The 14,693-nt window shown below is 60.6% G+C and carries 9 protein-coding genes and 2 rRNA genes; 6 read left to right on the top strand and 5 right to left on the bottom strand.

The window, feature by feature from the left end; translation table 11 throughout:
- A partial coding sequence (locus tag WF331_RS28550; RefSeq protein ID WP_340623538.1) for a retention module-containing protein occupies nucleotides 1-1,770 on the bottom strand: 1,770 nt, incomplete at its 3' end.
- A gap of 1,003 nt (nucleotides 1,771-2,773) precedes the next feature.
- On the opposite strand from WF331_RS28550, the gene WF331_RS28545 reads away from it, so the two are divergent.
- Together WF331_RS28545 and WF331_RS28540 are read left to right on the top strand one after the other, a co-directional pair.
- On the top strand, nucleotides 2,774-4,930 hold the full coding sequence (locus WF331_RS28545; protein ID WP_019471019.1) for a type I secretion system permease/ATPase: 2,157 nt from the start codon (nucleotides 2,774-2,776) through the stop codon (nucleotides 4,928-4,930).
- Between the two features lie 7 nt (nucleotides 4,931-4,937).
- Nucleotides 4,938-6,296 carry an HlyD family type I secretion periplasmic adaptor subunit gene (locus WF331_RS28540; RefSeq protein WP_169725173.1) on the top strand — a complete coding sequence of 453 codons (1,359 nt, stop codon included), beginning with the start codon at nucleotides 4,938-4,940 and terminating at the stop codon, nucleotides 6,294-6,296.
- 147 nt (nucleotides 6,297-6,443) lie between these two features.
- On the opposite strand, the gene lapD is transcribed toward WF331_RS28540, so the two are convergent.
- Together lapD and lapG are read right to left on the bottom strand one after the other, a co-directional pair.
- The gene (gene lapD, locus WF331_RS28535) at nucleotides 6,444-8,390 is read right to left on the bottom strand and encodes a cyclic di-GMP receptor LapD (RefSeq protein ID WP_016497459.1); all 1,947 of its coding nucleotides are present in this window, start codon (nucleotides 8,388-8,390) and stop codon (nucleotides 6,444-6,446) included.
- A 10-nt stretch (nucleotides 8,391-8,400) separates the two neighbouring features.
- Nucleotides 8,401-9,162: a cysteine protease LapG gene (lapG, locus tag WF331_RS28530; RefSeq protein ID WP_340623537.1), complete on the bottom strand. Its 762-nt coding sequence runs from the start codon at nucleotides 9,160-9,162 to the stop codon at nucleotides 8,401-8,403.
- Nucleotides 9,163-9,367: 205 nt separating this feature from the next.
- Between lapG and WF331_RS28525 the strand changes: the two genes are divergently transcribed.
- The 4 genes from WF331_RS28525 (at nucleotide 9,368) to WF331_RS28510 (ending at nucleotide 14,213) form a co-directional block, all read left to right on the top strand.
- Nucleotides 9,368-10,057, top strand: coding sequence for a GntR family transcriptional regulator (locus tag WF331_RS28525; RefSeq protein ID WP_016497456.1), 690 nt, complete (start codon nucleotides 9,368-9,370; stop codon nucleotides 10,055-10,057).
- Between the two features lie 111 nt (nucleotides 10,058-10,168).
- Nucleotides 10,169-10,672, top strand: a complete 504-nt coding sequence (locus tag WF331_RS28520; RefSeq protein WP_016497455.1) for a sigma-70 family RNA polymerase sigma factor — start codon at nucleotides 10,169-10,171, stop codon at nucleotides 10,670-10,672.
- A gap of 4 nt (nucleotides 10,673-10,676) precedes the next feature.
- Nucleotides 10,677-11,633 carry a FecR domain-containing protein gene (locus tag WF331_RS28515; RefSeq protein WP_340623536.1) on the top strand — a complete coding sequence of 319 codons (957 nt, stop codon included), beginning with the start codon at nucleotides 10,677-10,679 and terminating at the stop codon, nucleotides 11,631-11,633.
- Between the two features lie 165 nt (nucleotides 11,634-11,798).
- Nucleotides 11,799-14,213: a TonB-dependent siderophore receptor gene (locus WF331_RS28510; RefSeq protein WP_340623535.1), complete on the top strand. Its 2,415-nt coding sequence runs from the start codon at nucleotides 11,799-11,801 to the stop codon at nucleotides 14,211-14,213.
- Between the two features lie 125 nt (nucleotides 14,214-14,338).
- Here WF331_RS28510 and rrf (WF331_RS28505) read toward each other — a convergent pair.
- Nucleotides 14,339-14,454: ribosomal RNA gene (gene rrf / locus WF331_RS28505) — 5S ribosomal RNA — on the bottom strand.
- 109 nt (nucleotides 14,455-14,563) lie between these two features.
- Nucleotides 14,564-14,679 (bottom strand): 5S ribosomal RNA (gene rrf / locus WF331_RS28500).
- Nucleotides 14,680-14,693 lie beyond the last annotated feature (14 nt).

Raw genomic sequence — 14,693 nt, 5'->3', positions numbered from 1 at the left:
CGGGTTCGCCGTCAGAGTTGCGGTGGTGGTGTCTACCGAATCGTTGATCGTGGTCTGAGCCGGGGTCGGACTCGGGGTCAGCTGCTCGAAGTTACCGCCAGTGGCGTTTTCGATGGTGACACTGACAGTCGAACCGTTGTTATAGACGTCGTTCGCCGGGGTCTGGAAATCAACGCTGCCTTGGGTTTTGCCGGCCTCAACGGTGATGGTCTGGCCGTTGGACAGGGTCACGGTTACCGGAGTTTGGGCAGGGTTGCTCAGGGTCACGGTGTAGGTGATCACGCCACCTTCAGTAACGCTTGGCGAAGCAGTCAAAGTCGCAGTGGTGGTGTCTACCGAATCGTTGATCGTGGTCTGAGCCGGGGTCGGATTCGGGGTCAGCTGCTCGAAGTTACCGCCAGTGGCGTTTTCGATGGTGACGCTGACGGTCGAGCCGTTGTTGTAGACGTCGTTCGCCGGGGTCTGGAAGTCGACACTGCCCTGGGTTTTGCCGGCTTCAACGGTAATGGTCTGGCCGTTGGACAGGGTCACAGTTACCGGAGTCTGGGCAGGATTGCTCAGGGTCACGGTGTAGGTGATCACGCCACCTTCAGTGACGCTTGGCGAAGCGGTCAGAGTGGCGGTCGTGTTATCGACCGAGTCACTGATTACCGTTTCAGTCGGTGCAGGGTTCGGCGTCAGTTGCTCGAAATTGCCACCGGTAGCGCCGGTGATCGTGGTACTGACGGTCGAACCGTTGTTGTAGACGTCGTTCGCCGGGGTCTGGAAGTCGACGCTGCCTTGGGTCTTGCCAGCTTCGATGGTGATTACCTGCCCGTTGGACAGCGTCACGGTCACCGGCGTCTGGGCAGGGTTGCTCAGGGTCACGGTGTAGGTGATTACGCCACCTTCGGTCACCGACGGGTTCGCCGTCAGCGTCGCGGTGGTGGTGTCGATGGTATCGGTAACCTGGGTGACTGCCGGCGTTTGCGGCACTGTCACCGTCAGGCCGTTGCCGCCGGTGGTACCCGTTACAGTTGCCGAGATCTGGCCACCGTCGATATAAGGCGTGTCATTTGCCGGGACCACGACATTGACGCTGCCGCTGGTCTGCCCGGCCGGGATGACGATTACGGCACCATTGGACAGGGTGACGACCAGGTTGGTGGTCGGCGCCTGGCCAACCGTGGCGGTATAGACGATTACGCCACCCGCTTCGCTGATGGAAGGAGTGGCGCCAAGAATCAGGTCGGTAGCAACGTTGGTGTCGATCGTCGGCGTAGTCACTTGGTTATTGCTGGTGGTATCCAGCAAGCCAACCTCTTCGCTGTCGAGCCCGGTAGCAAAGCCCAGCCCTTCCGTCGGGAAGCCAACGGTAGCATCGACCCGACCCGCGGTTTCTTCGAGCATCACGAAGCTGTGACCACCGCCAAGCGCGCCGCCGCCGCCCGCTGCGGACGGGCCAGCTGCGGTGGCTTCAAGCTCGGTAGTCGGGTCGACACCGGCCGCGATCGCCTGTTGCAGCTCTTCTACCGACGGCGCGGCCTGCGCGGTCGCCTGGCTCAGGTCGGTGCTGCTGTCAGGCGCATCGGCGCTCCACTGGCTGTCGCGGCCCAGGTCAAGCAGACGGCCATCGGCTAGCTCCAAAGTAACTGCGCCACCCGGGCCAGTGAGCACTTCCTCACCTGCCAGCAGGCGGTCCCCTTCGATGAGCACACGACGAATGCCCTCTGGGGATACCGCAATAACCTGGCCGACAATGCTTTTGACGATGGCTACAACGCTGCTCATTGGACTCTCCGTGTGACCCTATGGGTACTTCCATGCCAGAGCGGCACTCGCAAGCCACTGCAGGCGGAACTATGTCGATGATCTCTTGACGCTTTATTGCGTCAATTTTTCGTCTATAACTATTTGGAATTACTTAAATGCCAAACTATTGACCTTATAGAGGCCATCCTAAACAATCGGCAATGTAATGTCACATTGATATTTGTACCTTAGCCAACCGTTCATTGAGGACAAATGTCGTACATCATCGAAAGCTTGCTTAACGCTAGTTCCAGCGACGTTTTTAACGCCGGGACATCGGCATTTAATGCTGCAGAACAGCCGCCCATCGGCAACCGTCAAACGTGCACGCGTCAATTTTCAGATTACTTTCGCGCCCCAGGCTGCGAACTCCTTACAAGCACAAACCTTGCCTGAAACCGGACAGGCCGGGGCGTCAAAACGAGGCAACATCGGGGCTGTATAGGGTTCGAGCCAACGCCAGCCTTTTACAGCGCCCGGCCTGCGACAACGCTTCATCGCAGATCAGACAGATAGAGAACGATTGCGCAGATACTGACACCGCGATGATGGCAAACCCTTGACGATTTCTGAACCAGCGCCAAGCGTGCAAGCAGACTTTGTACGATGAATTTTAACGATCAGCACTTTTAAAACCGTCAACAAATCAGCGCCCATTAAATGACGAAGACAAAGATCGATCATAGGCGGCCCACTCACTGTCTGGCGGGCAGGCTATGCTGCTGAAAGTGCTTCAGGCTGTACCCACACCGGATCAAAAATGAAACACCCACTGCCCGGGAGCAGTCTGGTAGCAATGAACGACGTACAATTGTTTACTCAGTATCGATTCGAGGCGACCATTGGCCGTCTGCTCAGCCATAAGGGCGTCGTAGCCCCTACCTACACCGCTTGGCAGCACCATTGAAAGCCAGGGCGAGCCGGCCAGACCTTAACGGCGGCACACCCACCCCACCCACCACAAGGATGAAGAGAGCGCCGCGTGGAATCTGAAGTCAGTCGAGTCCAACTCAGCCATGATCCACGCAGTCAGCATGACGATCCCTTGCTGGATAGCCTGCTGAGCCTGTGTGTCCTGCACCAGAAACCCGCCAGCCGGGTCATGCTGACCACCGGCCTGCCGCTGCCCGCACAGCGCCTGAGCCCCGAGCTGCTGCCCCGCGCCGCCGCCCGGGCCGGCCTGCAAGGGCGTCTGCTGCAGCGCAAGCTGGAGCAGATCCCGAGCATCGCCATGCCGGCGATGCTGCTGCTGAAGGAAGGCCGCAGTGCCGTCCTGCTGGGCTGGGAGAACGAAGATACCGCGCGCCTGTTGCTCAGTGAGAGCGACGGCGGCGAGGTGCATGTCAGCCGCGAAGCCCTGCAAAGCGACTATAGCGGCCGCGTGTTCTTCGCCCAGCCGCAGCACAAGTTCGACGTCAACCACGGCAACCTCATCCCGCGGGCAAAGTCGTGGTTCCGCGATACCCTGCTGCGCAGCAAGTGGCTGTATATCGACGCCATCGCCGCCAGCCTGGTGATCAACCTGATCGCCCTGGCTGCGCCGCTGTTTGTGATGAACGTGTATGACCGTGTGGTGCCCAACCAGGCAACGTCAACGCTCTGGGTGCTGGCCATCGGTATCGCCGGCGCCTACATCTTCGACCTGATCCTCAAGGGGCTGCGAGGCCTTTGTCTGGACCTGGCCGGCAAGAAGACCGACCTGATCATCTCGGCGACGCTGTTCGAGCGCATCGTCGGCATGTCGATGAAGTACCGCCCGGCCAGGGTCGGCAGCTTTGCCCAGAATATTCACGAGTTCCAGGGCCTGCGCGACTTCCTCGCCTCATTGACCCTGACCAGCCTGATCGACCTGCCGTTCACCATTCTTATCCTGATCGTCATCGCCATCATTGGCGGGCACCTGGTGTGGATCCCGATCATTGCCTTCCCGCTGGCCCTGGGCATCGGCTATGCCTTGCAACGGCCGCTGATGGCGACCATGGAGCGGACCATGGCCCTGGCCTCCGAGCGCCAGTCCAGCCTGATCGAAACCCTGGCCGGCCTGGATGCGGTAAAGGTCAACAACGCCGAAAGTGAACGCCAGTACATGTGGGAGCAGACCCTGGGCACCCTCAGCCGCCTGGAGCTGCGCGTGAAGGTGCTGTCGAGCCTGGCGATGAACATCACCATGCTCATCCAGCAGCTGGCTGGCGTGGCGATGATCTGCGTTGGCGTGTACCTGATCATCGACGGCAACTTGAGCATGGGCGGTCTGGTGGCGTGCTACATGCTTAGCGGTCGGGCGCTCGGGCCACTGGCCTCGCTCAACGGCTTGCTTGCCCGCTACCAGCAAGCCAAGGTCACCATGGTGGCCACAGACCACATGATGGAACTGCCGCAAGAGCGCAACTTCGAGGAGCGCCCGCTGAGCCGCAAGGTACTGCAGGGTAGTGTCGAGTTCCGCGGGGTTGATTTCACCTACCCGAACCAGCAGAACCTGGCGCTGAAGAACATCAACCTGACCATCCGCCCCGGCGAAAAAGTCGGCATCATCGGCCGCAGTGGCTCGGGCAAGAGCTCGCTGGCCAAGCTCATCGTCGGCCTGTACGAGGCCGATGGCGGCTCGCTGCTGGTCGATGGCGTGGACATTCGCCAGATCGACGTCAGCGAGCTGCGGCACAACATCGGCTATGTACCGCAGGACATCCAGCTGTTGGCTGGTACCCTGCGCGACAACCTGGTCAGCGGTGCCCGTTACATCGAGGACGAACTGATCCTGCAGGCCGCCGAGCTGGCGGGTGTGCATGAATTTGCCCGTTTGCACCCGGACGGTTACGAGCTACAAGTGGGTGAACGCGGGCAGAACCTGTCCGGCGGCCAGCGGCAGAACGTGGCGCTGGGCCGCGCGCTGCTGCTCAACCCGCAAATCCTGTTGCTGGACGAGCCGACCAGTGCCATGGACAACACCGGCGAGGAGCGTCTCAAGCAGCGCCTGCAAGCGGTGGTGGAAGGCAAGACGGTACTGTTGGTCACGCACCGTGCCTCGCTGCTGTCGCTGGTGGACCGGCTGATCGTGATCGATCGCGGGCAGATTGTCGCCGACGGCCCGAAAGCCGCGGTCATGGATGCGCTGAAGAAGGGGCAGATCAGTGTTGCATAAGCTGGATATGGGGCAATTCAAGGATGGCCTGCGGCGCTACTTCAAAGGTTCCGACTCACTGGGCGGCCAGCCGCTGCCAGAGGTCAACAAGGCCCTGATCGAAGATGCACCGCGGGTTGTGCGGCTGACCATCTGGGGCGTGATCCTGTTCTTCGTGTTCTTGATCGTGTGGGCCAGCGTCGCCCCCATCGACGAGGTCACGCGAGGTGAAGGGAAGGCCATTCCGTCGTCCAAGGTGCAGAAGATCCAGAACCTGGAGGGCGGTATCGTCGCCGAAATCTTCGCCAAGGAAGGGCAGATTGTCGAAATTGGCCAGCCATTGCTGCGCCTGGATGAAACCCGCTTCGCCTCCAACGTTGGTGAGACCGAGGCCGACCGCCAATCCATGGCCCTGCGGGTCGAACGCCTGAGTGCCGAGGTAGAGGACCGCCCGCTGAAGATCGACGAAGAACTGCGCAAAGCCGCACCAAGCCAGGCGGCCAGTGAAGAGTCGCTGTACCAGAGCCGGCGCCAGCAACTGCAGGACGAAATTGGCGGCCTGCAGCAGCAGCTGGTTCAGCGCCAGCAAGAGCTGCGTGAATACAGCTCCAAACGCGCCCAGTACGCCAACAGCCTGGAGTTGCTGCGCAAGGAAATCGGCATGTCAGAACCGCTGGTGGCAACTGGCGCAATCTCCCAGGTCGAAGTGCTGCGCCTGCGCCGTGCCGAAGTGGAGAACCGTGGCCAGCTGGACTCCACTGCGCTGGCCATCCCGCGTGCCGAGGCGGCCATACGCGAGGTGCAAAGCAAGATCGAGGAAACCCGAGGCAAATTCCGCAGTGAAGCGCTGACCCAGCTGAACGAGGCGCGCACCGAGCTGAACAAGGCCACGGCCACCAGCAAGGCACTGGACGATCGGGTGCACCGTACCATGGTCACTTCGCCTGTACGCGGTATCGTCAAGCAGATGCTGGTCAACACCATTGGTGGGGTGATCCAGCCTGGCAGCGATATCATTGAAGTGGTACCCCTGGACGACACGCTGGTCATCGAAGCGAAGATCCTGCCCAAGGACATCGCCTTCCTGCACCCTGGCCAGGAGGCGACCGTCAAGTTCACGGCCTACGACTACACCATCTACGGTGGGCTCAAGGCCAAGCTGGAACAGATCGGCGCCGACACCATCACCGACGAAGACAAGAAGACCACCTACTACCTGATCAAGCTGCGCACCGACCGCAGCCACCTGGGGACTGACGAGAAGCCGCTGCTGATCATCCCAGGGATGGTGGCGACGGTGGATATCATGACCGGCAAGAAGACCATCATGAGCTACTTGCTCAAGCCGATCATGAAGGCGCGTTCGGAGGCGCTGCGCGAGCGCTGATGAGTTTGGCCACTGCTTTCCAGTGGCTCCTCTAGCCCTATCGCCGGCAAGCCAGCTCCCACAGGTACCGCACTGGCTTTGAAGTTGGTGCAGTACCTGTGGGAGCTGGCTTGCCGGCGATAAGGCCGGAACCGCCAGTGCGAGAACTCAGCGCCAGGGCGCAGGTTCACCTACCAGCTGCCCCTGAATGCCGCCTACCCCCATCTCCTGCAGCACCCGCCGCTCCCCTTCTGTCTCGACACGCTCGGCAATCAGCGGCAAGTCGATGCTGTGCGCTGCACGCTGGATCGCCTCGATGAACAGCCGCTTGTGCTGCTCATGGTCGATGTTGCGGATGTAGCTGCCGTCAATTTTCAGGTACGCCAAGCCCAGGTGCGCCAGGTTGCCGATCATGCTGAAGCGCCCGCCAAAGCGCTGCAGCGCCAAGCCAAAACCCAGCCCGTGCAGGCGCCGGGTGAGTTGCTCCAGAGCCGTCTGCTCAGGCAACTGCTCCTCGCCAATTTCAAAAACCAGCCGCGGGCCGAGCGCCGCATTCTGGCCGAGCAGTTCAAAGATGCGGTGCAGGGCCTTGGGGTCGGCCAATGTAGCGGCGGACAGGTTTAGCGCCAGCACCTGGTCATGCCCACGCAGGTGCGCCAATACTTTCTCCAGCACCAGCACGTCCAGCCGCGGCATCCAGCCGAAGCGCTCCAGCCAGGGCAGGAAGCGACCCGCCGGCAGTGCATCGCCCTGGCCATCCTGCAAGCGGGAAATCACCTTGTGGTGCAGTACCCGTTGCACCGAAGTGCAATCCACCACCGGCTGGAAGAACAGCTCGAAATGCCCATTTTTGAACGCCTGATCGAGCCGCTCGTGCCAGGCGTGCTGGCTATCGGCAGCAACGGCGGCCACACCTTGTTCAAGACACACCCACCCCGGCGTTGGCTGGTTTTCGGCACGGGCCAGGGCCTCATCGGCGAGCTTCAGCAAAGCCTGTGGAGAATCACCGGGGCTGAACGGCGCGAGGCCGATACAGGCCACCGGGTCGATATCACTGGCACCGGTCTCATGCAGGCTTTGCAGCGTCGCTTCCAGTGCCTGGGCAAGGTGTACTGCCTCCTCATGCACCATGCCCGGCGCCAGCACAGCAAACTCGCCACCGCGGCTGCGGGAAATCAGGTCGTTGGTTTCCGGGAAGCTGGCACAGGTACGGCGCAACTGCTCACCCACGGCCTGCAGCAACTGGTCGGTACGCTGGCCGCCAAGGCGTGCGTTCAGCCCCGCCAACCCTTGGACACGCAGTAACAGCAGGTAGCCGGCGCGCGCGTCCTCCAGGTTGCTTACCCGGGTGTTCAGCTGCATTTCGAAATAGCGGCGGTTCGAGAGCCCGGTCAGGCTGTCCTGGTAGGACTCCGCACGCAGCCGCTCGCTGCGCTCGGCCTGCTCGGTAAAAAGCGCCTTGAGCTTCTCGACCATCTGGTTCATCGCCTGCACCACACGGCGTAGCTCCGGCGTGCGGGGCAACTCGGGCAGGCTCAGGAATTCGCGGCGCGCAATGGCATGGGATTGCTCAACCATATAGTCCAGCGGGCGCAACTGGCGGCGCAGCAGCAAGGCGCCGAGCACGGCACTGGCTGCACCGCACAGCAGCAACCAGCCCAGGCTGCCCAAGGCGCTTTGCCAGAGTTTGGCAATGGCAAACATCGGGTGGCTGATCACTTCCACCCGCGCGGCCTGCTGCCAGCCGCGGCTGACGATGGCGTCGCCACCGGCGGCCTCAAGGCCGATCAGGTGCACGAACCAGCGCGGTACCCCGCCCGGGTCCGGCTCGGCGTGGCGCTCCACCAGCACGGCGTTGGAGCCCAGGTCGACGACCTTGATGCTTGCATAGTAACCACTGTCGAAGATCGAGCTGACCATCAGCTCGACCATCGCCGGGTCGTCGATATTCGGCGTCAGCGAAAGCGCCAGCGCGGTCGCTGCATCTTGGGCGTGCGAACGCAACTGGTTGACGTACTGGCTGCGCGAACTTTCCAGGCTGACCATGAAACTGCCACTGAAGGCGACTACCAGGAACAGGCAAATGGCCAACAGCAATTGTTTGAACAGTGACATCTGTGCTCCTTCAGTAAACCGGCTCGGCCGGGAACCCTTCGGCCTGCATTTTCTTCAGCAAATCCTGCCAGCGTGACAGCCGCTTGGTGTCGCCGACCTTCTTGTTGCCTGCGGCGCCCGTCAACCACAACCCCTCGCCATTGAAGGCATACACCGGCAGCAGGTCGGTACGTTGGCTTGCCGGCTTGATGGCATCCATGAGGCTGTCGAGCACCAAAGGCTGGGCCTGTGGGTTTGAATAATAAGTCAGGACCATGTGCGCGCGATTCTGCCGCAACGCCTTGACGTAGGTGATGCGCAGTTTTTCGCTGGGGATGCCCATGCGCCGCAGGCTGAAATACTTGGCGATGGCGTAGTCCTCGCAGTCCCCGGCACCTTTGATCAGTGCCTGCACCGGTGTGGCCCAGTAGTCGACCTCATGCCACAGGTCAATGTCTTCGACATAGCGCAATTGCTGGTTGAAAAAACGGTTGACCACTTGCAGTTGCTCAAGCTCAGCACCCTGCTTTTGCGTGGTCATCAGGTTCTGCCAGGCATCGATACGACCCTGCCCGGCACCCAGTGGACCATACAAGGCCTGCGACTTGCGGCTGATCTGGGAGAAATCCCAATCCGCGTGCAAGCCGCCCAGCAGCAGACTGCCCAGCAGCCCGGCAAAGGCGACACGTCGCACAACGGTTTTGAACATCCAGGATATCGCCACTGCCAAGCCCTGTGCAGGCCAGTCGAAAGCAGCGATGGTGCGGCTTGCCACTGCAAAAAACAATGGCACCCTGCAATCATGCATCCGCCTGTCAGCCGGCCTACACTTTCTGTTTATAACCTTCTATAGGCCGCTTCCTTTGGCGGGCGACTTCATCCACCATAGCCGCGCTTTTGGGGCGCCCGTGCCAATGCGGGCCTTGGTTTGACAACTCCCACAAGCTGTAACTAGTGTCATTGGATCCAACTTTAGTCATCGTTGAGGCAGACGTCGCGTGGCCGAGAAAATCAAATTGAGCAATGTGCTGGTCAGCGAGCAGCTGTCGCCGCACCAGGCCCGTGCCGTGATCGAAGAACGCCTGCGTAGCGCCATCCTCGATGGCCGCCTGCCCCCTGGCACCGCCGTGCGACAACAAGAGCTCGCCACCTTGTTTGGCGTCAGTCGCATGCCCGTGCGCGAAGCCCTGCGCCAGCTTGAAGCGCAATCGCTGCTGAAAGTGGAGATGCACAAGGGTGCGGTGGTTGCGCCGCTGATCGGCGAGGATGCGGTGGACACCTATGCCCTGCGCGTACTGCTTGAGAGCGAAGCGCTGCGCCAGTCGATCCCGCTGCTTGATGCCAGCGATATCGCCAGCGCCCGTGGCTATATTCAGCAACTGGAGAACGAAACACGCCACGCCGAAATCGGCCGCCTGAACCGCCTGTTCCACATGGCGCTGTACAGCAAGGCGTCTAACAGGAAGCTGCTGCGCCTGATTGAGAACGAACTGAACGAAGAAGAGCGCTTCCTGCGTTTTCATCTTTCATCCATGGGCCTGGGCAAGCTGACCCAGGACGATCACAACGCACTGGTAGACGCGGCAAGCGACAAGCTGGTGGATGAGGCGGTAGCCGTGCTGGCCCGGCACCTCAATAGCGGAGCGCTGGTAATCCGCAATTATCTGGATGCGCAACGGGCGCGTTAGCGCGTAACTGGCTTTACGTGCGGCGCGAGCAGATGGGTTGCAAATTGACCCTGCCACGCCAACAATGAGACTAATTATCATTCATGTCCATTGATGCCAGCGCCCTCCACTATGCCCAGCAACGACTCCGTGCAAACGCTCTACAGTGACCACCACGGCTGGTTACACGCCTGGCTGCGCAGCAAGCTGGGCAATGCCGCCGATGCCGCAGACCTGGCCCACGACACCTTCGTCCGCTTGCTGCAACGCCGCGAACACCTGCAGCTGAATACCCCTCGGGCGTTCCTGCGCACGGTAGCGCGTGGGCTGGTCATCGATCACTGGCGCCGCGAGGAACTGCACAGGGCCTACCTGGAGGCACTGGCCCGTGTGCCGGAAGCACAGTATCCCTCGGCCGAAACCCGCGAGCTGCTGCTGGAATTGCTTGAGCGTATTGCGCGCATGCTCGACGGCCTCAAACCCAAGGTACGTCGCGCCTTCCTGCTGGCCCAATGCGAGGGGCTGAAGCACCAGGCCATTGCCGAGCAGATGGGGATCTCGGTGCGTACCGTGGAGCGTTACATCGCCGATGCGCTCTTCCATTGCTATGTGCTGCGCTATGAAGATGAGTGTTGAATCAATGACTGCCGCACGCCCTGATGCAAAAGCGGTCAAACAGGCCATCCAGTGGCTGCTGCGGTTGCGCGAGAGCGGGCATGAGCCGACGCTGCAACAACAGTGCGCGCAATGGCGCAGTGCCCACCACGAACATGAGCAGGCCTGGCAACGGGTGATGCACCTGCATCAGGACCTTGACCTGCGCTCCGTCCCCGGTGCCGGGTTGGCATTGCAAACCCTGGAAGCCAGCCAGCAACGCCTGCACCGCCGGCAAGCGCTGAAGCTGCTTGGCGGCGTTGTCATGGTGGGATCGGCGACATGGCTGGCCAAAGACCTCGATGCTATCAGTGCGTGGGCGTCGGACTATGCCACCGGCACCGGTGAGCAACGCGTCTTCACCCTGCCCGATGGCTCACTGATGCAACTCAATACCCGCACTGTCGTGGACCTGGCCTTCAATGACCAGCAGCGTCTGGTTCGCCTGAAGCAGGGGGAGCTGATGATGACCTGCAACTCTGGGCATCCAGTGCTGGTACAAACCCGCGATGCACTGCTGGAAGGGTTCGCAGGGCGCTTTGTGGCCTATCAGGACAACGATTGCACACGCGTCAGTGTCAACCACGGCAAAGTGGCGATCCACCGGCCTGGCAATGGCCACCTTCTGTGGATTGAAGGCGGCCAGCACTGGCGCCTGGATGCTCAAGGCGCGCACCAGCTGACGCACCTGGACATGGACGCGATGGCCTGGACTGAAGGGCTGATCGTTACCCAGGACATACGCCTGTCCGACTTCCTCGCGCAGGTCAGTCGTTATCGCCACGGTTACCTGGGCTGCAGCGCCGAAATTGCCGATTTGCGCCTGTCCGGGGTGTTCCGTCTCGCAGACCCGGAGCAGCTGCTTCAGTTGCTGCCGCAAACGCTGCCCGTAAGGCTTCGCCAACGTACGCGCTGGTGGGTACGTGTAGAAAGCATGGCTTGATAAGACCTTGACGATTTCTGGCGGGTTTTCAATCCCGGTCCGGCTAGGACAGTAAGCAACACCTTCTGCCCTCATCACTTCAACGGACCCTTCATGCCTATCAACCCGGTGTTAACCCACACTCTCAACTTGAATGATTATCGACCTGTCCTGCAATCAGCATGCTTGCGCCATGCCATCCGGGCTGCGCTGTTTGGTACTGCCTTGAGCCTGGCCGCTGTTCCGCAAATGTGCGCAGCGGCTGAAACAGCGCAAGTGAGTCATCGCTATGCAATTCCGGCCGGCCAACTGGCCGACGTACTCAATCAGTTCGCTCGCCAGGCCGGCATTACCCTGTCAAGTACGCCTCAGCTCACCGATGGCCTGCAATCGAACGGCCTGCAGGGGCAGTACGCTACCGACCAGGCGCTGCGCCAACTGCTCAATGGCAGCGGCCTGGAAGCGGTCAGTCAGGATGGACGTAGCTATGTGTTGCAGACACAGCCCCAGGAAGCCGCCCTGTCATTGCCAGACACTGATATCCGTGGGTTCACCCTCGGCAATGCGCTGGGCAGCATGGAGGGTTACAACGCCACCCACAGCCAGGTGGCGACCAAGACCAGCACGCCGTTGGTGGAAACCTCCCAATCCGTCTCGGTGGTTACTCGCCAGCAGATGGATGATCAGGGCTCACAGACCGTTGCCCAGGCCATGCGCTACACGCCTGGGGTACTGACCAACCCTTACGGTGCCACACATCGCTACGACTATGTGGCCATGCGCGGCTTCAACGACGGTTCTGTGGATAACATCTACGTCGATGGGCTCAAGTCGATGGGTGACAACGGCACCTACAGCACCATGCAGGTAGACCCGTACTTCCTTGAGCGCATCGACATTCTCAAGGGGCCCTCTTCGGTGCTGTATGGGCGAAGCTCGCCGGGGGGCCTGGTCGCCCTGACCACCAAGAAGCCGCTGTTTACCCCCTTCCATCAGATTCAGGCCACGGTTGGCACCCAAGGCCAGCGTGGTATGGGTTTCGACTTCAGCGGCCCTGTGGATGACGATAAGCGTATCGCTTATCGCCTGACCGGCCTGGCGGATGCGTCCGACACCCAGTTCGACCACAACAAGGAAGAACGCTACACCATCGCCCCGGCCATCAGCGTCGATTTCACCGAAGATACCTCGCTTACGCTTCAGGCCTACCTGCAGCACGACCCTAACGGTGGGTACCACGGTGGCAACCCTGCAGAAGGCATGCTGCACAAGCGCAATGGCTTGCGCTTGTCAGACCACTTCTTCGAGGGCGAGCCGGGCATCGACAACTACGAACGTACCCAGCAGTCGTTCAGCTACCAGTTCGAGCACCGCTTCAACGATGTGTTCACGGCGCGGCAAAACTTCCGTTACCAGGATTCTGACGTGTCCATGGACCAGGTGTACTCAGCCGGCTGGGCAGATGCCGACAGCAACGTCCTCAACCGCGCCTACACCGGCGGCGACGAGCGCCTGCATTCGTACATCATCGACAATATGCTGCAGGCGGAATTCTTTACCGGCGCTGCCAAACACACCCTGCTGCTGGGCGCCGACTACCAGCGGCGCAAGGCCGATGTCGCATGGCGTTATGGCTCGGTCGACCCGCTGGACGCCGGCAACCCGCAGTACGGCAATGGCAACCTTCAGGTATTGGGCGAAAACCGCTACCAGCGGCGCTTGCAGCAAACAGGTATGTACCTGCAGGACCTGGTGGAGCTGGACCAGTGGCGCTTCTCCCTGGGGCTTCGCCAGGACTGGGTGAAGGTGTCGGAGGAGAATCGCGACAGCGACACCAAGGTCAGCGATCAGCGCTCCAAGTTCACCACCCGGGCCGGGGTGCTCTACCTGTTCGAGAACGGCATTGCGCCCTATGTCAGCTACTCGGAGTCGTTCAATCCCAACACCGTGTCCGACCAGGAAGGCCGCCCGCTGGCACCGACTGAGGGCACTCAATGGGAAGCGGGTATCAAGTATCAGCCTCCGGGAAGCGACAACCTGTTTACCGCATCGGTGTTCCGCATCGAGCAGGAAAACCTGGCCTCGAAGCAGCCTGACGAAAACTTCTATCGCCCGGTAGGTGAAGTACGCTCGCAAGGGCTGGAGCTGGAGGCACATGTGCAGCTGACCGACAGCCTCAAACTGCTGGGCGGCTACACCTTTACCGATATCGAGTATTCCAGGTCGATGCCGAGCCTGACGTCGGGCAGCCTGGACAACAAGGGCAATTCGCCAACCCAGGCACCAAAACAGATGTTCTCGCTGTGGGCTGACTACAACTTCCGCCAAGGGCCGCTGGATGGCCTGCGGCTGGGCGGTGGGGTGCGGTATGTGGGCTACAGCTGGGTAGATGCGGAGAACAGCATGAAGGTGCCTTCCTACACGTTGTTTGACGCTTCGCTCGGCTATGACCTGGGCAAGGTTGGGCTCAAGGGTGTGGATGTGCGCCTTAACGCCAACAACCTTACCAATGAAAGCTATATCACCTCATGTGCCAGCCTGAACTATTGCTACATGGGTGAAGAGCGCAATGTCAGCGCCACGGTCAGCTATCAGTTCTGAAATGAAAGTGGCTGCTGATACGCGGTACGTGTAGGAGCGACCTTGTGTCGCGATCAGGCTGAAAGTGAAGGCCCGGAAAAGACAAAGCCCCTGTCTGCATTGCAGACAGGGGCTTTGGGTTTGAATCTTGACGATGACCTACTCTCACATGGGGAAACCCCACACTACCATCGGCGATGCATCGTTTCACTGCTGAGTTCGGGATGGGATCAGGTGGTTCCAATGCTCTATGGTCGTCAAGAAATTCTGTGTGCTGGCCCGTCACTCGGACGTGCCTGCGAATCTCTGTAGTTCCTACTTAAAGACAAAACCCCTACCTGCATGTGCAGATAGGGGTTTTGCGAAATGAATCTTGACGATGACCTACTCTCACATGGGGAAACCCCACACTACCATCGGCGATGCATCGTTTCACTACTGAGTTCGGGATGGGATCAGGTGGTTCCAATGCTCTATGGTCGTCAAGAAATTCTGTAGCCA

Origin of the sequence: Pseudomonas sp. YNh, from assembly GCF_037993085.1 — a bacterium.
In the GTDB taxonomy this organism is placed as follows: domain Bacteria; phylum Pseudomonadota; class Gammaproteobacteria; order Pseudomonadales; family Pseudomonadaceae; genus Aquipseudomonas; species Aquipseudomonas putida.
The sequence above is the reverse complement of the archived record's forward strand: the minus strand, read 5'-3'. Positions and strand labels throughout refer to the sequence as shown.